Here is an 18,359-nt window from a genome sequence, read left to right on the forward strand (position 1 = left end):
GTGGTGCTCAGTGAACGCCGCTGATCAGCGGAAGCCGACGGAGGCCTGCCAGACGAAGGCCAGCAGCAGGAAGAACAGGGGAATGATCGGCAGGATGTCCACCAGGGGGCCGAAGGCCTGGTACGCCTCGGGCAGCTGGGCGAGGGTATGGGGCGCGTAGCTGGCCAGCAGGGAGAGAGCCATGCCTGGGGGAGAACCGTTGCAATGGCCGGAACCTACCACGTGTGGGCGGCCGGGGAGTCTGGCTCCCAGGGAGCGAAATCCTCTGAAAAACATCCCTCGCCGATGGCCCGGGCCATGGCGGTCGTGAAGCGCAGCAGGGTGGTGAGGTTGTGGAGGCTCAACAGGGTGCGGCCCAGCAGTTCGTCGCTGCGGAACAGGTGGTGCAGGTAGCTGCGGCTGTGGTGCCGGCAGGCCAGGCAACCGCAGCTGGGGTCGAGGGGGCCGTGGTCGTGGCGGAAGCGGGCATTGCGCAGGTTCCAGCGCTCGCCCCCCACCAGGGCGGTGCCGTGCCGGCCCAGCCGGGTGGGCAGCACGCAGTCGAACAGGTCGAAGCCGTTGGCGACCGCGATCGCCATCTCCCGCAGGCTGCCCACCCCCATCAGGTAGTGGGGACGCTCCTGGGGCAGCAGGGGACCCACCTGGCGCACCACCCGGTGCATCTCCTCAACGGGCTCGCCCACGCTCACGCCCCCGACGGCGATGCCGGGCAGGTCCATCGCGGCCACCACCCGGGCCGAGGCTTCGCGCAGATGGGGGAAACAGCCCCCCTGCACGATCCCGAACAGGGCCTGGTCGCCGCCGCCGTGGCAGGCGACGCAGCGCTCCAGCCAGCGGTGGGTGCGCCGGCAGGCTTCGGCCACCGCCGCTTCGCTGGCGGGATAGGGCGGGCACTGGTCGAAGGCCATGGCCACATCGGCCCCCAGGGCCCGCTGGATGGCCATGGAGCGCTCGGGGGTCAGGTCGATCCGCGAGCCGTCCCGGGGGGAGCGGAACACGACGCCGTTGTCATCGATCCGGTTGATGGCGTCGAGGCTGAACACCTGGAAGCCGCCCGAGTCGGTCAGCAGGGGGCCGTCCCAGCCCATGAAGCGATGCAGCCCGCCGGCCTCGGCCACCACCGGCTCCCCCGGCTGCAGATGCAGATGGAAGGTGTTGGCCAGCACCATCTGGGCCCCGGTCTCCCGCAGCTGGGGCGTGCTGACGCCCTTGACGGTGGCGGCGGTGCCCACCGGCATGAACCGGGGCGTGTGGACGGGGCCGTGGGGGGTGGTGAAGCAGCCGCAGCGGGCCCGGGTCCGCGGGCAGCGGGCGGTGATCGTGAAGTCGAAGGCGATGACGCCGCAGCGGCTCAGCGCTGACGCTAGGCGCCGCTGCTGCGACGCTACCCGGGGTTCCCAGCCCCACCTGCACCTCTGCTCCCACTGCCCTGCCCATGCCCCGCCTGAGCGCTCCACCGTGGCTGCGGGATCTGGCCGGGGCCTGGATCTTCTATTCGGTGCTGCCGGCCTGGCCGGCGCCGGCGCCCCGGTTCGAGCGGATCGCCCGCTTCGCCCCCTGGATCGGTGCCGTTCTCGGTGTGCTGCAGGGGCTGCTCTGGTGGGCCCTGGAGGGGCGGGTGCCGCTGGTGGCCCAGGTGGCGCTGGTGCTGGCGCTCGGGCTGTGGCTGAGCGGCGGCCTGCACATGGACGGCGTGATGGACAGCGCCGATGGCCTGGCGGCGGGGGACCGCTGCCTGGAGGCGATGGCCGACAGCCGGGTGGGGGCGAGCGGCGTGCAGGCCCTCGTGCTGGTGCTGCTGCTGCGGGCCGGGGCCCTGGCGATGCTGGGGCCGGCGGCGCCGGTGGCGCTGGTCTGGGCCGCGGTCTGCGGCCGGGTGGCGCCCCTGCCCGCCATGGCCTGGTTCCCCTACCTGCGGCCCGGCGGCAGCGCCGCCTTCCATCGCGCCCACGGGGCCGGCCTGGCGGCGGAGCTGCGGCCCGCCCTGCTGCTGCTGCCGCCCCTGCTGCTGCTGCCCTGGCCGGGCCTGGCCACCTGGCCCGGCCCCGTCGGAGCGCTGGCCCTGGTGCCGGCCCTGCTGGTTCCGGTGGTCCTGGGCCGTCGCCTTGGCGGCCATAGCGGCGACAGCTACGGAGCCTGCGTGGAGTGGAGCGAATCGCTGGGCCTGCTGCTCATCGCCGCGGTGCTGACGGCCTGGGCAGGCTGAGCTGGAAGGCGTTGCCCTGCGCCGGCAGAGCCTCGGCCACGGTCCGGGGCGGCACCACGAGCGCCAGCTCGCCGCCCAGGCTGCGGGCCAGATCACGGCCGAGGGCCAGGCCCAGGCCGGTGCCGGGCAGGTCCTGGCCCCGGGTTCCCCGCACCCCCCGCCCGAAGATCGTTTCCCGCTCGGCGGCGGCAATGGCCGGCCCGCCGTCCCAGACCGTGAGGTGGAGCCCGCCGTCGTCGCTGGCCCAGTGCAGGCCCACGGCGGCGCCTGGGGGGCTGTAGCGGAAAGCGTTCTCCAGCAGGTTGGCCAGGATCTCCGCCACCGATCCGCTGTCGCCGCTCCAGTCCGGCAGGGTCCGGGGGCCGTGCCACTCCCGCCCCTGCAGGGTCGCGGTGGCGGCCGCCCGCTGCAGCAGCGGTTCCAGCAGCCCGGCCAGGGGCTGGCCCTCGGGTCCGCTCAGCAGGGGCGGCAGCAGCAGGGGCTGGGGGGAGGCGGGGGCGGCGAGCTGCCCTTCCGGGTGGACCAGGGCGCTGATGGCCTCCACATAACGGTTGATCTGGCGCTCCTCGGCCAGCAGGCCCTGCACCAGGGAGCGGTCGTTGTGGTCGGGGCCGAGGCGCCGCAGCAGCAGCTGCCCGAAGGTGCGCAGGGCCGTGAGCGGGTTGCGCAGCTGGTGCAGCAGCAGTCCCAGCTGCTCCTCACGCTCGGTGAGCCGCTGCCGCAGCTCCCCGCCCTCCAGATCCAGCCGCAGGGCTTCGGTGAGGGCCAGGGCCACGGCCTGGAGCCGCTGGGCGAGCGGCTCGGGCCAGGGGTTGCGGGCGGCCTCCACCTGCAGGGCACCGAGCAGGCGCTGGCCATCCCGCAGGGGCAGCCAGCGCCGCTGCTCGGCCGGCACCCGCAGCCGGCTGACGCTGTCCACCGCCGGCAGGGCCCGCTCGTCGGGGGGCCAGTGGCCGACCGGCAGCAGGCTGGGCTGGCCCGTTTCGCCCTGATGGGTGACGTAGACCACCAGGGACCGGACCTCAGGGCAGTCGACGAACTGGCCCAGCTGAAACCCCACCAGGGCCAGAAACCGTTGCGAGACAGGCATCACCAGCCGCGGACCGGATCCGTCCGGGAAATTTTCGGAAGAGGCGTGTCGAAACGCAAAAAAAGTTTTAAGATCTTGGTAACGACCACTACTTCGCAGTCCTCGGACGGGCGGAAAGTTGCAGTCGTAACGGCCAGCGTTGCGCTTTGCTCGCAACCAAGGCTACAGCAGAGGCAGCTGCGCACCGCCTCTGTACCGGCCATGACCTCCTCCGGGAGCCGGCCGGCGTTACCGACGGTGATCCTCTCCGACCAGCCCCAGGTCGACAGTCGTATGGACGTGGACCCGCCACCCCTGGGTGGTCGGTCCTCCCTGCCGTTCGTCGCCGGCTCCGGCCGCTATCGCACGTCTGCAGCCCCCCCCCCAACTCCACCTTTCGGTCTCCCTTCACCGGGATCCATGCCATGTCCAAGAAGCGCAAGCGGATCAGTCGCCGTCGTCTCGCAGGCCAGCGGGTCCTCGCCCATGTCCCGACCTTCAACCTCGAAACCGGCTCCCACAAACCGGTGACGGCAGCCCGCCGCTACATCGCCGAAACGGAGCTGACGGCTCCGGCGATCCTCAACGTGCGCCGCAACGAGCACACCACCGACCGCTTCTTCTGGGGGGAGAAGGGCCTGTTCAGCGCCCAGTACGCCGAAGAGAACCACTTCCTGTTCCCGTCCCTGCGCCTGATCGTCGACAGCATCGGCGAAGAGGTGCTCTTCGAGGGCCTCGAAGCCCTCGCCTCCGACGACTGGGAGGAGATGGAGGAGTACGAGTACGCCTTCGTCTGATTCCGGCTTCGCGGCTCCTGGTCAGCGTGCTTCCCAGCCCCTGACCAGGAACTCCCGCACCGGGGCGATCAGCTCTGGATCGATGCTGTGGCCGCCTGGAAAGGTGATCCGCCGCACCGAGCCACCGGCCTCCGCGAGCGATCGTTCCAGCGCCGCACTGGCCGCAAAGGGCACCACCGGATCCTGCTCGCCATGGGTGAGCAGGATGCCCGTGCGTGGCGTCCTGGGCTGCCAGTCGGGATGGGGGTAGCCGCTGCAGGCCACCAGTCCCGCCAGCGGCAGGGCCTCGGCGGCGTCCGGGCCGCAGCCCGTGGCCACATCGATGGCCATGGCCGCCCCCTGGGAGAAGCCCAGCAGGCAGGTGTGCTCGAGCGGCACCGAGGCGCCCAGGGCCAGCAGCCGCCGCCGCAGCGCCCTGCGGGCCTCGGGCAGCTGGGGCCACTCGGGCTGCTGCAGGTCGTACCACTGGCGGCCCATGCCGGCCGGATGGGGCAGGGGCGCCCGCAGGGCGACCACGCTCAGGCCGATGGCGGCGGGATCGGCGTCCAGGAGCACCGCCCCCAGATCCAGCAGGTCATCGGCGTCGGCGCCCCAGCCGTGCAGCAGCACCAGCCGTCTTTCGGCCTGGCGCGGGCCGGCGAACAGGGCGGTGGCGTCGTCTTCGATCGGCGGCAGTTCGGCGAGGGGATCCGTGGGCACGGTGACGTTCGGCTGTTGCTGCGTAGGTTGGCTCCTCCTCCGCCCTTTCCGCCGTCATGGCTGCCACGGCCCTTCTGAGTGTGTCCGACAAGCGGGGCCTGGTGCCGCTGGCGGAGGGGCTGCTGGCTCAGGGCTACGCGTTGCTCTCCAGCGGCGGCACCGCCGCGGCCCTGGCCGCCGCCGGCCTGCCGGTGACGAAGGTGGCGGAGCACACCGGCGCCCCTGAGATCCTCGGCGGCCGGGTCAAGACCCTCCATCCCCGCATCCACGGCGGCATCCTGGCCCGCCGGGACGATCCCGCCCACCGCGCCGACCTGGACGCCCAGGGGATCACCACCATCGATGTGGTGGTGGTCAACCTCTATCCCTTCCGCGCCACCGTGGCCGACCCCGCCGTGAGCTGGGAGACGGCCATCGAGACCATCGACATCGGTGGCCCGGCGATGGTGCGCGCCGCCGCCAAGAACCACGCCGACGTGGCGGTGCTCACCGATCCCGACCAGTACCCGGCCTTCCTGGAGGCCCTGGCGGCCGGCCAGGTCGACGGGAGCCTGCGGCGCCGGCTCGCCTTGGCGGCCTTCGCCCACACCGCCGCCTACGACGCCGCCATCGCCACCTGGATCGATGGCCGCCTCGCCGATGAACCGGGCCAACCCCTGCGGCTGGAGCTGCCCCTGCGGCAGGTGCTCCGTTACGGCGAGAACCCCCACCAGGGCGCCCGCTGGTTCGGCGAGGCCGGCGTGGGCTGGGGGGCGGCCCGCCAGCTCCAGGGCAAGGAACTCAGCTACAACAACCTGATCGACCTGGAGGCGGCCCTCACCACGGTGGCGGCCTTCGGCTACGGCGCCGGCGCCGAGCCGGCGGCGGTGGTGATCAAGCACACCAACCCCTGCGGCGTCGCCATCGGCGCCGATACCGCCGAGGCCCTGCTGCGGGCCCTGGATGCCGACCGGGTCTCCGCCTTCGGGGGCATCGTCGCCCTCAACGGCCCGGTGGACCGGGCGGCCGCCGATCACCTGGCGGGGCTGTTCCTGGAATGCGTCGTGGCGCCGTCGTTCTCCGAGGAGGCCCGCCAGCGCCTGGCGGCGAAGACCAACCTGCGCCTGCTGGAGCTCGATCCCGGCGCCGTGGCGGGGGCCGCCGGAGCCCTGCAACTGCGCAGCGTGCTCGGAGGGGTGCTGGCCCAGCAGGCGGACGACGGCCCCGCCGATCCCGATGCCTGGCAGGTGGTGAGCGAGCGCCAGCCCAGCGCCCAGGAATGGCAGGATCTGCGCTTCGCCTGGCAGGTGGTGCGCCATGTGCGCTCCAACGCCATCCTGGTGGCCCGCGATGGCCGCACCCTCGGCGTCGGGGCGGGCCAGATGAACCGGGTGGGCTCGGCCCGGCTGGCCCTCGAGGCGGCCGGCCCAGCCGCCCGGGGGGCCGTGCTGGCCAGCGACGGCTTCTTCCCCTTCGATGACACGGTGCTGCTGGCGGCGGAGCACGGCATCCGGGCGGTGATCCAGCCCGGCGGCAGCAAGCGCGACCCGGATTCGATCGCCGCCTGCAACGCCAACGGCATGGTGATGGTGATCACCGGCCGTCGTCACTTTCTGCACTGAGGGCACGGAGAAGTTGTAACTTCGGTGCACTCGCAGCCGGCCGCCCTGGCCCGGTGGAGTTCCAACGCGTCATGTTCGCCGCCCTTCCCGCTTCGATCGCCTTCGCCCTCAACTTCGCCCACCCCCTGCTGATGTGGGTGCTGCTGGGCCTCGCCGCCTACGCGATGTTCCTGGGCATCAAGGCCAAGAAGACCCGCACGGCCACGGCCGAGGATCGCAAGGAGCTCATCAAGGGGCAATTCGCCAAGCGCCATTACCTCATGGGCAGCCTCGTGCTGGCCGTCCTCGTACTCGGCTTCGTCGGTGGCATGGCCGTCACCTACATCAACAACGGCAAGCTGTTCGTCGGTCCCCACCTGCTGGTGGCGCTGGCGATGGTGTCCCTGATCGCCCTGGCGGCGGCCCTCTCGCCGTTGATGCAGGCCGGCAACCTGATCGCCCGCAAGGTGCACGTGGGCCTCAACATGACCCTGATGACCCTGTTCCTGTGGCAGGCCGTCAGCGGCATGCAGATCGTCAACAAGATCCTCACCGCTCCCGCTCCCTGAGCCCCCGCCCCCTCAGCACCGCCCCCTGAGGGAGGGGGGTCAGAACTGGGCCCGGCGCCGCGGCGGGCAGGGGATCCCGTGGCTGGCGTGGAAATCCTCCTGGACCTTCCAGGTGAGCCGGCGGGAGATCTGCCGCACGATCTGACGCAGCAGGTGATCGCCGCTGCTCTGGACCAGGTGTTCGGGCAGCAGGGAGAGCATGCCGGGCAGCCGCAGCCACACGGCCAGGTCGAGCTGCCAGCGCACCAGGGTGTGGAGCATCACCCCATCCACCTCCTCGTGGGACACCTCGGAGCCGCTGGCCTCGTCGAGGCACAGGGAGGCGGCGAATTCGACGTCGTAGAGCCCCCGCAGGGCCGCGTCGGAGTGGGGCAGGGGCACGGTGACGATGCGGTAGATCCCGGCGGCCTGGGGCAGCAGCTCCAGGCCGATGGTGGGCTCCACCTCGAAGCCGAAGTTGCCGAAGCGGCCCAGGGTCAGCACATACCCCTGGCTGCCGATGGGCTCCACCGTCATCGGGGCGGCGCAGCGACGGAACCAGCCCTCATGGCGGTCGAGGTAGGAGCCCACCACGGCGGCCGGCGCCCGCATCTCCATCAGATCGGCGAAGGTGCTGGCGTAGCGGCGGATGGCAGGGTCCGTCCTGTCGCGCAGGGGTTCGCTCGCGGTGGCCCCGGCGTCGTCGGGATCCTGTTGCAGGGAGGAACCTGCCGCCATCGTGGTCTGGGGCGTGCGGTGGGTCAGAGGGGAACGGCCAGAAAGGACGGGGGTTCTGATCTCCCGGGCGGCCCTGGAGGGAGGAAAACCTTTCGTGAATGTAAAGCCACCGGGTGGTGGTTCACTCCTCGCTGAGACCCACCAGGCGCTCGATCACGTCCTCCACGACCCGGTCGGGGGTGGAGGCGCCGGAGGTGATGCCCACCCGCACCGGCCCCTCCGGCAGGAAGGGCTCCAGGGTCTCCAGCTCGCCCCCCAGGGGCTTGTGCTCGATGCGGTTGCCCGGTCCGATCCGCTCGGGGGTGTCGATGTGGAAAGAGCGGATGCCGCGGCTGACGGCGATCTCCTGCAGGTGGGTGGTGTTGGAGGAGTTGTAGCCGCCGATGACCACCATCAGGTCGAGGGGCTCGTCCACCAGGGCGAACATGGCGTCCTGGCGCTCCTGGGTGGCGTCGCAGATGGTGTTGAAGGCCAGGAAGTGCTCGTCGAGCTCGGCGGGGCCGTAGCGCTGCAGCATGGTGCGCTCGAACAGGCGGCCGATCTCCTCGGTCTCGCTCTTGAGCATGGTGGTCTGGTTGGCGACGCCGACCCGCACCAGGTCCCGGTCGGGATCGAAGCCGGGGGAGCAGGCATTGGCGAAATGGCTCATGAAGGCCTCACGGTCGGTGGCCCCCTGGCCCCGCTCGAGGATGAAGTCGCTGACCATGCGGGCCTCGGCCAGGTCGAGCACCACCAGGTAGGTGCCGGCGAAGGAACTCGTGGCCAGGGTCTCCTCGTGCTTCACCTTGCCGTGGATGATCGAGGTGAAGGCGTGCTTCTTGTGCTTCTCGACGGTGTTCCACACCTTCGAGACCCAGGGACAGGTGGTGTCGACGATGTGGCAGCCCCGTTCGTTGAGCAGCTGCATCTCCTGCACGGTGGCGCCGAAGGCGGGCAGGATCACCACGTCCCCGGTGCCCACCTCGGAGAAGTCCTTGACGTCGTCGTCGACCGGGATGAAGCGGACGTCCATCTGGCGCAGATGGGCGTTGACCGAGGGGTTGTGGATGATCTCGTTGGTGATCCAGATCCGCTCGCTGGGGTAGTGGCGGCGGGTTTCGTAGGCCATGGCCACCGCCCGCTCCACCCCCCAGCAGAAGCCGAAGGCCTCCGCCAGGCGGATCTTGAGACGCCCGCGCTGCAGGACGTGGCCGTTCTCCCGCAGGCTGGCGATCAGGTTGCTCTGGTAGGCCTGCTCCAGGCTGCCCGCGACCTCGTCGCCCAGGCCGAAGCCGCGGCGGTTGTAGCGATCCGAGTGGTGCAGGGAGCGCTTGAAGGCACGGGTGTCCACAGGCAGGTACCGGGTTGTGCCGACTCTATGGGGGTCGGCGGTGGGACGGGCGAAAAAAAACCGCGGCCGGAGCCGCGGTCGGTGAAGGGAGCAGGCTCCGAGAATCAGTTCGAGGAAGCGACGAAGTCGGGATAGGCCTCCATGCCGTGCTCGCTGATGTCGAGACCGACCAGCTCCTCCTTCTCCTCCACGCGGATGCCTCCGGTGAGAGCGCCGAGGACGCTCCAGAGGATCCAGGCGGTGACGACCGTGAAGATGGCGTAGGCGAAGACGCCCAGGAACTGGATGCCCAGCTGGTTGAAGCCCTTGCCGAGAAGCAGGCCGGCGTCCTTGTTGAAGAGGCCCACGGCCAGGGTGGCCCAGATACCGCCGACACCGTGGACCGAGAAGGCACCCACGGGATCGTCGATGCCGATCGAATCAATGAAGCTGACGGCGTAGACGACGATGGCACCGCCGATGAAGCCCACGACCCAGGCGGCCCACATCGGGAAGCCGTCGCAGCCGGCGGTGACCCCGACCAGGCCGGCCAGGATGCCGTTGATGGTCATCGTGAGGTCGGGCTTGCCGGAGTGGATCTGGGAGATCAGGGTGCCGGCGATGCCACCGCCGGCGGCGCCGAGGGTGGTGGTGACGGCGATGTAAGGAACCGTCTCGTTCATAGCCAGGACGGAACCGGGGTTGAAGCCGTACCAGCCGAGCCAGAGGATCAGGGCACCCAGGGTGGCCAGGGCAAGGCTGTGGCCGGGGATGGCCTGGGGCTTGGAATCGACGTACTTGCCGATGCGGGGGCCGAGGATCATGGCCCCGACCACGCCGGCCCAGGCACCGACGGAGTGGACCACGGTGGATCCTGCGAAGTCCTTGAAGCCAAGGGTGCTGAGCCAGCCACCACCCAGGCCGGCGTCATCGGGAAAGTTCCAGGTCCAGGAGCCGGCGATCGGGTAGATGATGCCGACCAGGATCAGGGAGAAGATCACGAACTCCTTGAACTTGATGCGCTCCGCCACGAGGCCGGAAACGATCGTGGCGGCCGTGCCGGCGAAAGCGGCCTGGAAGAGGAAGTCGACGCTCGGGACGAGCTTGGCTTCGGTCACCATCTCGGGGGTGACGGTGGGATCGAAGAACAGGCCGCCGAATTTGAACACCCCTGGGATCACCCAGTCGGCGTTGTACATGATCTTGTAGCCGATGAACCAGTAGGCCGACACCGCCAGGGCGAAGACGATCAGGTTCTTGGCCAGGATGTTGACGGCGTTCTTCTGGCGGCAGAGGCCAGCCTCCACCATGGCGAAGCCGGCGTTCATGAAGATCACCAGGAAGGCCGCGATGGCCAGCCAGAGGTTGTTGATCAGGAAGCCGGGGGTGAGCTCGGGAAGTTCGGCCGCGTGGGCCGAGAGGTTGAACACGCCCAGGATGAACAGGGCCAGAGGCACACAGGCGAACCAGGTGAGGCCTGCCCGTGAGGAGAGACCACGAACCTTGCGCATTAACAGGGCCGGGGCCTCACGCAGGCTGGCCTCGCTGAGGCTTCTCGGCGGTCGAACCTTGTGCGGGTGACTTGAATCGATCATGGGAACGTGGTGAAGTGAACGTTCGACTTCTGACGCCGGAGTAGGCATCAACAAGCTCCGACTATCCATGACGGGCACCCGTTCCAATGTCTGATTCGCTACCAAATGAGCCCCAGGCCACCGTGCGGCCCGGCCCGGCGGCCCGGGGCTCCGCCCTGAAGAGATGCAAAGAGTTTTCGGGAATGTTCAGCATGGACAGTGCAGAGGCGCTAGACATGCATCAGGGAAGTCTTCCTGGCCTCCCCATCTCTGCCTTTGTCGCCATGGCCCGTTCCGCCCTCTGCTATCGCGGTCTCCCCTACGACCACTCCCACGACGCGTCTCCCTCCCCCGCCCCGATCGACCACGTCTATCGCGGTCATCACTACGACGCGCCGCTGCGGCACGAGCCGTCCCCGGTGGATGGGGCCCTTGACCTCATTTACCGCGGCACCCACTACCACCATCACCAGGCCTGAGCGGCCAGGCCCAGCCACGTCACGGACGCCCCATCGAAGCTGTAGCGGCAGGGGAGCACCTCCACCCCGGCCGCTGCAGCGGCCCTGAACAGTTCCCCGTAGCGGGGGTCGGCGCTGTCGCCCGGCGCGAAGCGCGTCACGTCGCCGCGGCTCAGGCACGGCACCAGCACCGCCCGGGTCCCGGGCACCAGGGCCGTGAGCTCCACCAGGTGCTTCTGGCCCCGTTCGGTGACCGTGTCCGGGAACAGGGCCAGATCGCCGTCGCTCCAGGTCGTGTTCTTCACCTCCACATAGATCGCACGGGGATCGGCGGCGCCTTCGGCGGGTGTCAGCAGCAGGTCGATCCGGCTGCGGCGCCCCTCGCCGTAGGGCACCTCGGCGCGGATGCTGCCGATGGGGCCCAGCCAGGGCTCCAGGCAACCCGCCTCGATCGTGGCCCGCACCAGCCGGTTGGGCAGGGCCGTGTTGACCCCCACCCAGACCGGCTCGCCGCCATGGCCGCCGACCTGCGCCTGCTCCCAGGTCCAGGCCAGCTTGCGGCTGGGTGAGGGGTCGTGGCGCAGGCGCACCCGTCCTCCCGGCAGCAGCACCCCGGTCATCGGCCCGGTGTTGGGGCAGTGGGCCGTCACCGTCCGGCCATCGTCCAGCTGCACGTCGGCCAGGAAGCGCTTGTAGCGCTTCAGCAGCACCCCCTCCTCCAGGGGGCCGGTGGACAGCACGGGCACGGCAATGGTCGCTGGGGCCATGGGGTCGGCTGCCCGAAGGGGGAGGGCCATACTGCCGTGCGTTCCGATGGGCAGTGCCCCGCCGCCATGGCCCGATCCCTGCGCCGGATTGCCCTGATCGTGGGGGCGGCCACGGCCCTCAGCAAGGTGGCCGGCCTGCTGCGCCAGCAGGTGATCGCCGCCGCCTTCGGCGTGGGCGCGGCCTATGACGCCTACAACTACGCCTACGTGCTGCCGGGGTTCCTGCTGATCCTGCTCGGCGGCATCAACGGGCCCTTCCACAGCGCCATGGTGAGCGTGCTGGCCCGGCGGCCGCGCCATGAGGGCGCCCACGTGCTGGCCAGCATCAACACCCTGGTGGGGGCGGGGCTGATCGTCGTCACCCTGCTGCTGCTGGTGGCCGCCGATCCGCTCATCGACCTGGTGGGTCCCGGCCTCGACCCGGAACGCCACGCCCTGGCCGTGCTGCAGCTGCGCTGGATGGCGCCGATGGCCCTGTTCGCCGGCCTGATCGGCCTCGGCTTCGGGGCCCTCAACGCCGCCGACGTCTTCTGGCTGCCCTCGGTGAGTCCCCTGCTCTCCAGCGTCGCTGTCATCGGCGGCATCGGCCTGCTCTGGTGGCAGCTGGGCAGCACCATCACCCTGCCCGCCACGGCGGTGATCGGCGGCGTGGTGCTGGCCGCCAGCACCACGGTGGGGGCGATCCTGCAGTGGCTGATCCAGCTGCCGGCCCTGGCCAAGGAGGGCCTCAACCGGCTGCAGCTGGTCTGGGACTGGCGCGATCCGGGGGTGCGGGAGGTGCTGCAGGTGATGGGGCCGGCCACCCTGTCCTCCGGCATGCTCCAGATCAACGTCTTCGTGTCGCTGTTCTTCGCCTCGGGGATGCCGGCGGCGGCGGCGGGCCTGGGCTACGCCAACCTGCTGGTGCAGACGCCCCTGGGCCTGCTCTCCAATGTCCTGCTGGTGCCGCTGCTGCCCGTCTATGCCCGGCTGACGGCACCGGAGGACCGGCCCGAGCTGGTCACGCGCATCCGCCAGGGCCTGATGCTCTCCAACGCCACCATGCTGCCCCTGGGGGCACTGATGGTGGCCCTGGCAGTGCCGATCGTGGCCCTCATCTACCAGCGCGGCGCCTTCGATCACACCGCCGCCGACCTGGTGGGCCAGCTGCTGATGGCCTACGGGATCGGCATGCCGGCCTACCTGGGCCGCGACGTGCTGGTGCGCGTCTTCTATGCCCTCGGCGACGGCAACACCCCCTTCCGCTGGTCCCTGGGCGGCATCGGCCTCAACGCGGTGTTCTGCTGGGCCTTCACCGGCGGCCCCACCCCGGCCTGGGGCCTCCAGCTGCCCATGCTCAACGCCGGCGCCGCCGGCCTGGTGCTGGCCACCGTGGCGGTGAACCTGATCACCTGCGCCGGCCTGCTGCTGGCCCTGAGCCGCCGGCTGGGGGGCCTGCCCCTGCGGCTCTGGGCCGCCGACAGCGGCAAGCTGCTGCTGGCCGCCCTGGCCGGCGGGGGGGCCTGCTGGTGGCTGTCGCTGGCGGTGGCCTGGCCTCCGGGCCTGGTGGGGCTGCTGCTCCAGAACACGATCTGCGCCGGCCTGGCGGTGGGCCTCTACGGACTGCTGGCGAGCCTCGCCGGCGTGCCCGAGGCGGGCCAGCTGCTGCGGATGGTGCGCCGCCGGGCCTAGGGGAGCCGCACCTGGCGCTCCTCTCTCACCTGCACGGGAATCTCCAGATGGGAGCGGCCGATCATCTGGGGGCCGTCGATGGAGAAGATGCGGGCCTCGATGCCGAAGTCCCGGAAGGCACTCTCCAGTTCCTGGATCAGGGCCTTCTCCACCTGGGCCTCCGCATCCACCACCTTGCCGATCAGACGCCCGCCGAGTCGGCCGATGCGCTGGCGGACCACGTCACGGGCATTGGTGACTTCGATGACCAGCACGACCAGCCTGCGTGGGGCGTCACCCTATCCGTAGAACGGCCGTCCGGCCGCAGGCTTCAGCAAAAGGGTTGCAGCACGTCTTCCAGATCACGCAGCTGGCCGGCGGGTACCAGCCGGGCCAGGGGCAGGCGCGTCGCCCCGCCGCCGATCGGCACCTGCACCGCCTCCAGGGCCTGGCGGGCGCAGACCTCGGCGCCCTGGTCGAGCCGGGCGGCGCATTCGATCGCCAGGATCTGGGCCAGGCCCGCATCGCCCAGGTAGAGGTGCCAGCCGGCCACCTGCACGTACAGCCGGTCGGCGATCGCCCGGGTCAGTTCCTCGAGATCGGCGGCGGCAAGCGTCATGGCTGGGGTTCGGGGCGTTGCAGCACCACCACGCTGCCATGGACCAGCAGCACGGCGGCCCAGCCGATCGTCAGCCAGCCCAGGTGGGACCAGGGGTGGCGCAGGCCCTGGACGAACCAGAGGCCGCTGTTGACGGCGGCGAACAGGGCGGCATGGAGGGTGAGGTTCACGATCCGCTCGAAGTGCCGATAGGTGGGATCGTCGGGATCGGCGGGGCCGTACCAGCGGATCGGCATGGGGGGAAGACCGCCGCAGGCGGTGGTTGGGCTCTGCTGCGGACCCTATCGGGCCGGGGGCGGCGGGGGCGTTGTTGACGGATCGGCACCCCGTGGGGTGAGAATGTCGGGGCAGGCGCTTGTAGCTCAGCGGATTAGAGCATCTGACTACGGATCAGAGGGTCGGGAGTTCGAATCTCTCCAGGCGCGTTTCTTCCCACACCGCCCTTCGGGGCGGTTTTTTTGTGGCTGTCACCGGGATGCAGGGGTCTGCACGCCCGAGGCCGGTCAGGCCTGCGGCGTTTGCCTACGATCGGTTTCACACTGAGTAGCCCCATGGCGGACCGAGCGGATCACGGCCCCACGCAGCCTGCAGCCTCCATCGACAGCCCCCTGGCCAGCGGCGATCCGGCCATCGCTGCCCTGATCGAGAAGGAGCTGCGGCGCCAGCAGACCCACCTCGAGCTGATCGCCAGCGAGAACTTCGCCTCCCGGGCGGTGATGGAGGCCCAGGGCTCGGTGCTCACCAACAAGTACGCCGAGGGCCTGCCCCACAAGCGCTACTACGGCGGCTGCGAGCACGTCGACATCATCGAGGACCTGGCCATCGCGCGGGCCAAGCAGCTGTTCGGCGCGGCCTGGGCCAACGTCCAGCCCCACAGCGGCGCCCAGGCCAACTTCGCCGTGTTCCTGGCGCTGCTGCAGCCCGGCGACACGATCCTGGGCATGGATCTCTCCCACGGCGGCCACCTCACCCACGGCTCGCCGGTGAACGTGTCCGGCAAGTGGTTCAAGGCCGTCTACTACGGCGTCGACCCCGAGACCCACCAGCTCAACTTCGACACCATCCGCCAGCTCGCCCTCGAGCACCGGCCCAAGCTGATCATCTGCGGCTACTCCGCCTACCCCCGCACGATCGACTTCGCCGCCTTCCGGGCCATCGCCGACGAGGTGGGGGCCTACCTGCTGGCTGACATGGCCCACATCGCCGGCCTGGTGGCCTCCGGCGTGCACCCCAGCCCGGTGCCCCACTGCCACGTGGTCACCACCACCACCCACAAGACCCTGCGGGGCCCCCGCGGTGGCCTGATCCTCTGCAACGACGAGACCTTCGGCCGCCAGTTCGACAAGGCCGTCTTCCCCGGCTCCCAGGGTGGGCCGCTGGAGCACGTGATCGCCGCCAAGGCCGTGGCCTTCGGCGAAGCGCTGCAGCCCAGCTTCCGCACCTACAGCCAGCAGGTGGTGCGCAATGCCCAGGCCCTGGCCGAGCGGATCCAGGAGCGGGGCATCGCCGTGGTCTCCGGCGGCACCGACAACCACCTGGTGCTGCTCGACCTGCGCTCCATCGGCCTGACCGGCAAGGTGGCCGACCGCCTGGTGAGCGACGTCAACATCACCGCCAACAAGAACACGGTGCCCTTCGATCCGGAGTCGCCGTTCGTGACCAGCGGCCTGCGCCTGGGCAGCGCTGCCCTCACCACCCGCGGCTTCGATGCCGAGGCGTTCCGTGAGGTGGCCGATGTGATCGCCGACCGCCTGCTGCACCCGGACGATGCCGCCGTGGAGCTCCGCTGCCGTGAGCGGGTGGCCTCCCTCTGCGGCCGCTTCCCCCTCTATGGACGCCAACGTGAGCTCCAGCACGCCTGACGGCCCCGTTCACCCGTAACGTGTCGCCTACAGGACCGCACTCTTCCGGCCCGCCGTTGTGACCCTCGCCTACAGCCCCAACGCGGCGGCCCTGCTCACGGCCACTGCGGCGGCCCTGCTCACGGCGCTGATCGTGCCTGTGGTGCGGAGGCTCGGTCTGCGCTGGGGGCTGGTGGACCCGCCCGATGACCGCAAGCAGCACACCGGCCCCATGGTGCGGCTCGGGGGAGTGGGCATCGTTGTGGGATTCAGCCTCTCGCTGGCCTGCACCTGGACCTTCGGCGGCTTCGCCGACCTGCCGCCGGACAAGGACCAGCTGATCTGGACCACCCTGGCGGGGGCTCTCTGTTTCTTTGTGATCGGCCTGGCGGACGACCTGTTCGCCCTGCCCCCCCTGCCCCGCCTCTGCGGCCAGGTGCTCGTGGCCGCGGCGGTGTGGAACCAGGGGGTGCGCATCGGCAGCATCGACCTGCCCTTCGGCCTGGGGCATTCCGTCGCCGGGCTGCCGCTGCCGGAGGGGCTGAGCCTGCTGGCCACGGTGGTCTGGCTGGTGGGGATCACCAACGCGATCAACTGGCTCGATGGCCTCGACGGGCTGGCGGCGGGGGTGAGCGGCATCGCCGCCGTGGGCCTGCTCTCGGTGAGCTTCAGCCTCAGCCAGCCCGCGGCCGGCCTGCTGGCGGCGGCCCTGGCCGGCAGCTGCCTGGGCTTCCTGCGCCACAACTTCAACCCGGCCCGCATCTTCATGGGCGACGGGGGCTCCTATTTCCTCGGGTTCGCCCTGGCGGCGATCAGCATCGTCGGGCCGGCCAAGCGCCTCACCAGCGTCAGCCTGCTGCTGCCGCTGATGATCCTGTCCCTGCCCCTGGCTGACATGTCGGCGGTGATCATGGGCCGCCTCCGGGCCGGCCGCTCGCCCTTCTACCCGGATCGCCGCCACCTGCACCACCGCCTGCTGCGGGCCGGTTTCAGCCACCGCCGCACCGTGGTGCTGATCTACGCCTTCACCCAGTGGCTGGCCTCCATCGCCCTGGTGCTGGCCAATGCCGAGATGCGCTTCCTCTGGCTGGCGCTGGCCACGGCGGTGCTGATCGCCGTGCTGGTGGTCTGCCGCCGCCAGATGCAGGAGGAGGCCAAGTGAGCGGCCCCCCCGGCGCCGCCGGGGTGGAGGTGCTCTGCATCGGCACCGAGCTGCTGCTGGGAAACATCGTCAACGGCAATGCCCGCTGGCTGGCGGAACAGCTGGCCTCCCTCGGGGTGGTGCATCACCGCCAGCAGGTGGTGGGCGACAACCGGCAGCGGCTGATCGAGGCGGTGCGGCAGGCGGCGGGCCGCTGCCGGGTGCTGGTCACCACCGGCGGCCTGGGGCCCACCCCCGACGACCTCACCACCGAGGCGATCGCGGCGGCCTTCGGCGCCGACCTGGTGGAACACGGGGAGATCTGGGCGGCGATCCAGGCCCGGATCACGGCCCGGGGCCGCACCGTCGCCCCCTCCAACCGCAAGCAGGCCCTGCTGCCGCGGGGGGCCGCCGTGCTGCCCAACCCCACCGGCACGGCCCCCGGGATGATCTGGACCCCGGTGCCGGGATTCACCGTGCTCACCTTCCCGGGGGTCCCCAGCGAGCTGCGGGCCATGTGGGAGGCCACCGCGGCCCCCTGGCTGCGGGAGGCGGGCCTGGCGGGCGGGGTGTTCGCCAGCCGCATGCTGCGCTTCTGGGGGGTGCCCGAGTCCGATCTGGCCGAGCGGGTGCACGACCTGCTGGCCCTGGAGAACCCCACCGTGGCGCCCTACGCCGGCGCCGGCGAGGTGAAGCTGCGGGTCACGGCCCGGGCCGACGACGCGGCCACCGCCGCCGCCCTGCTGGCCCCGGTGGAGGCGGAACTGCGCCGCCGCACCGGCACCAGCTGCTTCGGCGCCGACGGCGACAGCCTGGCTTCGGTGGTGCTGGCGGCCCTGCGCCGCCGGGGCGAGACCCTGGCGGTGGCGGAGTCGTGCACGGGCGGCGGCCTCGGGGCCGCCCTGGTGGCGGTGCCGGGGGCGTCGGAGGTGTTCCTCGGTGGCGTGATCGCCTACGCCAACACCGTCAAGCAGGCGGTGCTGGGGGTGCCGGCGGCGGTGCTGGAGCGCCATGGGGCGGTGAGCGACCCGGTGGCCGAGGCGATGGCGCAGGGGGTGCGACGTCTCACGGGGGCCACCTGGGCCCTGGCGGTCACGGGCATCGCCGGACCCGGTGGCGGCACGGCCGAGAAGCCGGTGGGGCTGGTGCACATCGCCGTGGCCGGGCCCGGTGGCTGCCGCAGCGAGGCGGTGCGCTTCGGCAGCGGCCGCGAGCGTGGCTGGATCCAGACGCTGACGGTGGGGGAAAGCCTGAACCGTCTGCGGTTACAGCTGAACATTGGGACGATCTGAGCCGGCCTGATCGGAACATCTGCTGCCGCGGCCGCCATCGATCACGAATCCTGAGGCATGGACTTTTCCCC

Annotated in this window: 20 protein-coding genes and 1 tRNA gene; 10 read left to right on the plus strand and 11 right to left on the minus strand. The window is 70.9% G+C overall.

From position 1 onward, the window contains the following. Nucleotides 1-24: 24 nt before the first annotated feature. Both KUG39_RS06260 and tgt read right to left on the minus strand, forming a co-directional pair. Nucleotides 25-183, minus strand: a complete 159-nt coding sequence (locus KUG39_RS06260) for a photosystem II reaction center protein K (RefSeq protein WP_015109656.1) — start codon at nucleotides 181-183, stop codon at nucleotides 25-27. A gap of 32 nt (nucleotides 184-215) precedes the next feature. After that, nucleotides 216-1,337, minus strand: a complete 1,122-nt coding sequence (gene tgt / locus KUG39_RS06265; RefSeq protein WP_216913661.1) for a tRNA guanosine(34) transglycosylase Tgt — start codon at nucleotides 1,335-1,337, stop codon at nucleotides 216-218. Nucleotides 1,338-1,435: 98 nt separating this feature from the next. Here tgt and KUG39_RS06270 point away from each other — a divergent pair, with 98 nt between their 5' ends. Next, nucleotides 1,436-2,206, plus strand: coding sequence for an adenosylcobinamide-GDP ribazoletransferase (locus KUG39_RS06270; protein WP_190611215.1), 771 nt, complete (start codon nucleotides 1,436-1,438; stop codon nucleotides 2,204-2,206). Here the strand turns inward: KUG39_RS06270 and KUG39_RS06275 are convergent. After that, nucleotides 2,172-3,296 carry a sensor histidine kinase gene (locus KUG39_RS06275; protein ID WP_216913638.1) on the minus strand — a complete coding sequence of 375 codons (1,125 nt, stop codon included), beginning with the start codon at nucleotides 3,294-3,296 and terminating at the stop codon, nucleotides 2,172-2,174. The two genes, KUG39_RS06270 and KUG39_RS06275, sit on opposite strands and share 35 nt — an antisense overlap. 404 nt (nucleotides 3,297-3,700) lie before the next feature. Here KUG39_RS06275 and KUG39_RS06280 point away from each other — a divergent pair, with 404 nt between their 5' ends. Beyond that, nucleotides 3,701-4,072 (plus strand): DUF3155 domain-containing protein, encoded by a 372-nt coding sequence (locus KUG39_RS06280; protein ID WP_015109652.1) that lies wholly within the window; start codon nucleotides 3,701-3,703, stop codon nucleotides 4,070-4,072. 21 nt (nucleotides 4,073-4,093) lie between these two features. Here the strand turns inward: KUG39_RS06280 and KUG39_RS06285 are convergent, their stop codons facing one another. Beyond that, nucleotides 4,094-4,771, minus strand: a complete 678-nt coding sequence (locus KUG39_RS06285) for an alpha/beta hydrolase (RefSeq protein WP_216913640.1) — start codon at nucleotides 4,769-4,771, stop codon at nucleotides 4,094-4,096. A 56-nt stretch (nucleotides 4,772-4,827) separates the two neighbouring features. Between KUG39_RS06285 and purH the strand changes: the two genes are divergently transcribed. Together purH and KUG39_RS06295 are read left to right on the plus strand one after the other, a co-directional pair. Then, a complete protein-coding gene (gene purH / locus KUG39_RS06290; RefSeq protein ID WP_216913642.1) occupies nucleotides 4,828-6,372 on the plus strand; it encodes a bifunctional phosphoribosylaminoimidazolecarboxamide formyltransferase/IMP cyclohydrolase in 1,545 nt (514 codons plus the stop codon). 71 nt (nucleotides 6,373-6,443) lie between these two features. Then, entirely contained in the window at nucleotides 6,444-6,920 is a 477-nt protein-coding gene (locus KUG39_RS06295) for a DUF4079 domain-containing protein (RefSeq protein ID WP_216913663.1), read from the plus strand. Nucleotides 6,921-6,959: 39 nt separating this feature from the next. On the opposite strand, the gene KUG39_RS06300 is transcribed toward KUG39_RS06295, so the two are convergent. From KUG39_RS06300 to KUG39_RS06310, 3 genes are all read right to left on the minus strand, one after another. Continuing rightward, a complete protein-coding gene (locus KUG39_RS06300) occupies nucleotides 6,960-7,637 on the minus strand; it encodes a DUF1997 domain-containing protein (protein ID WP_198960055.1) in 678 nt (225 codons plus the stop codon). Nucleotides 7,638-7,758: 121 nt separating this feature from the next. After that, a complete protein-coding gene (locus KUG39_RS06305) occupies nucleotides 7,759-8,967 on the minus strand; it encodes a 4-hydroxy-3-methylbut-2-enyl diphosphate reductase (protein WP_094584406.1) in 1,209 nt (402 codons plus the stop codon). Nucleotides 8,968-9,071: 104 nt separating this feature from the next. After that, nucleotides 9,072-10,541 (minus strand): ammonium transporter, encoded by a 1,470-nt coding sequence (locus KUG39_RS06310; protein WP_190611226.1) that lies wholly within the window; start codon nucleotides 10,539-10,541, stop codon nucleotides 9,072-9,074. 263 nt (nucleotides 10,542-10,804) lie between these two features. Between KUG39_RS06310 and KUG39_RS06315 the strand changes: the two genes are divergently transcribed. Beyond that, a complete protein-coding gene (locus tag KUG39_RS06315) occupies nucleotides 10,805-10,999 on the plus strand; it encodes a DUF4278 domain-containing protein (RefSeq protein WP_216913644.1) in 195 nt (64 codons plus the stop codon). Here the strand turns inward: KUG39_RS06315 and sfsA are convergent. Next, on the minus strand, nucleotides 10,987-11,745 hold the full coding sequence (gene sfsA, locus KUG39_RS06320; protein ID WP_216913646.1) for a DNA/RNA nuclease SfsA: 759 nt from the start codon (nucleotides 11,743-11,745) through the stop codon (nucleotides 10,987-10,989). The genes KUG39_RS06315 and sfsA overlap by 13 nt on opposite strands. A 66-nt stretch (nucleotides 11,746-11,811) precedes the next feature. Here sfsA and murJ point away from each other — a divergent pair, with 66 nt between their 5' ends. Then, a complete protein-coding gene (gene murJ / locus KUG39_RS06325) occupies nucleotides 11,812-13,416 on the plus strand; it encodes a murein biosynthesis integral membrane protein MurJ (protein WP_216913648.1) in 1,605 nt (534 codons plus the stop codon). On the opposite strand, the gene KUG39_RS06330 is transcribed toward murJ, so the two are convergent. The 3 genes from KUG39_RS06330 to KUG39_RS06340 are packed head-to-tail and all read right to left on the minus strand — an operon-like array spanning nucleotide 13,413 to nucleotide 14,250. Continuing rightward, nucleotides 13,413-13,670, minus strand: a complete 258-nt coding sequence (locus KUG39_RS06330; RefSeq protein WP_015109642.1) for a hypothetical protein — start codon at nucleotides 13,668-13,670, stop codon at nucleotides 13,413-13,415. The two genes, murJ and KUG39_RS06330, sit on opposite strands and share 4 nt — an antisense overlap. A 56-nt stretch (nucleotides 13,671-13,726) precedes the next feature. After that, nucleotides 13,727-14,014: a DUF3181 family protein gene (locus KUG39_RS06335; protein ID WP_015109641.1), complete on the minus strand. Its 288-nt coding sequence runs from the start codon at nucleotides 14,012-14,014 to the stop codon at nucleotides 13,727-13,729. Continuing rightward, nucleotides 14,011-14,250 (minus strand): 2TM domain-containing protein, encoded by a 240-nt coding sequence (locus KUG39_RS06340; RefSeq protein WP_190611229.1) that lies wholly within the window; start codon nucleotides 14,248-14,250, stop codon nucleotides 14,011-14,013. Before KUG39_RS06340 ends, KUG39_RS06335 begins: the two co-directional genes overlap by 4 nt. A 115-nt stretch (nucleotides 14,251-14,365) precedes the next feature. On the opposite strand from KUG39_RS06340, the gene KUG39_RS06345 reads away from it, so the two are divergent. The 4 genes from KUG39_RS06345 to KUG39_RS06360 all read left to right on the plus strand — a co-directional run bounded on the left by KUG39_RS06345 (nucleotide 14,366) and on the right by KUG39_RS06360 (nucleotide 18,288). Continuing rightward, nucleotides 14,366-14,439: transfer RNA gene (locus KUG39_RS06345), tRNA-Arg, on the plus strand. 126 nt (nucleotides 14,440-14,565) lie between these two features. Continuing rightward, nucleotides 14,566-15,876 (plus strand): serine hydroxymethyltransferase, encoded by a 1,311-nt coding sequence (gene glyA / locus KUG39_RS06350; RefSeq protein WP_286192964.1) that lies wholly within the window; start codon nucleotides 14,566-14,568, stop codon nucleotides 15,874-15,876. 58 nt (nucleotides 15,877-15,934) lie between these two features. Further along, on the plus strand, nucleotides 15,935-17,017 hold the full coding sequence (locus tag KUG39_RS06355; protein ID WP_094584412.1) for an MraY family glycosyltransferase: 1,083 nt from the start codon (nucleotides 15,935-15,937) through the stop codon (nucleotides 17,015-17,017). After that, nucleotides 17,014-18,288, plus strand: a complete 1,275-nt coding sequence (locus KUG39_RS06360; RefSeq protein WP_353617339.1) for a competence/damage-inducible protein A — start codon at nucleotides 17,014-17,016, stop codon at nucleotides 18,286-18,288. Before KUG39_RS06355 ends, KUG39_RS06360 begins: the two co-directional genes overlap by 4 nt. Nucleotides 18,289-18,359: the final 71 nt, after the last annotated feature.

The sequence above is a fragment of the Synechococcus sp. CCAP 1479/10 genome, assembly GCF_019038515.1.
Taxonomy (GTDB): Bacteria; Cyanobacteriota; Cyanobacteriia; order PCC-6307; family Cyanobiaceae; genus Cyanobium.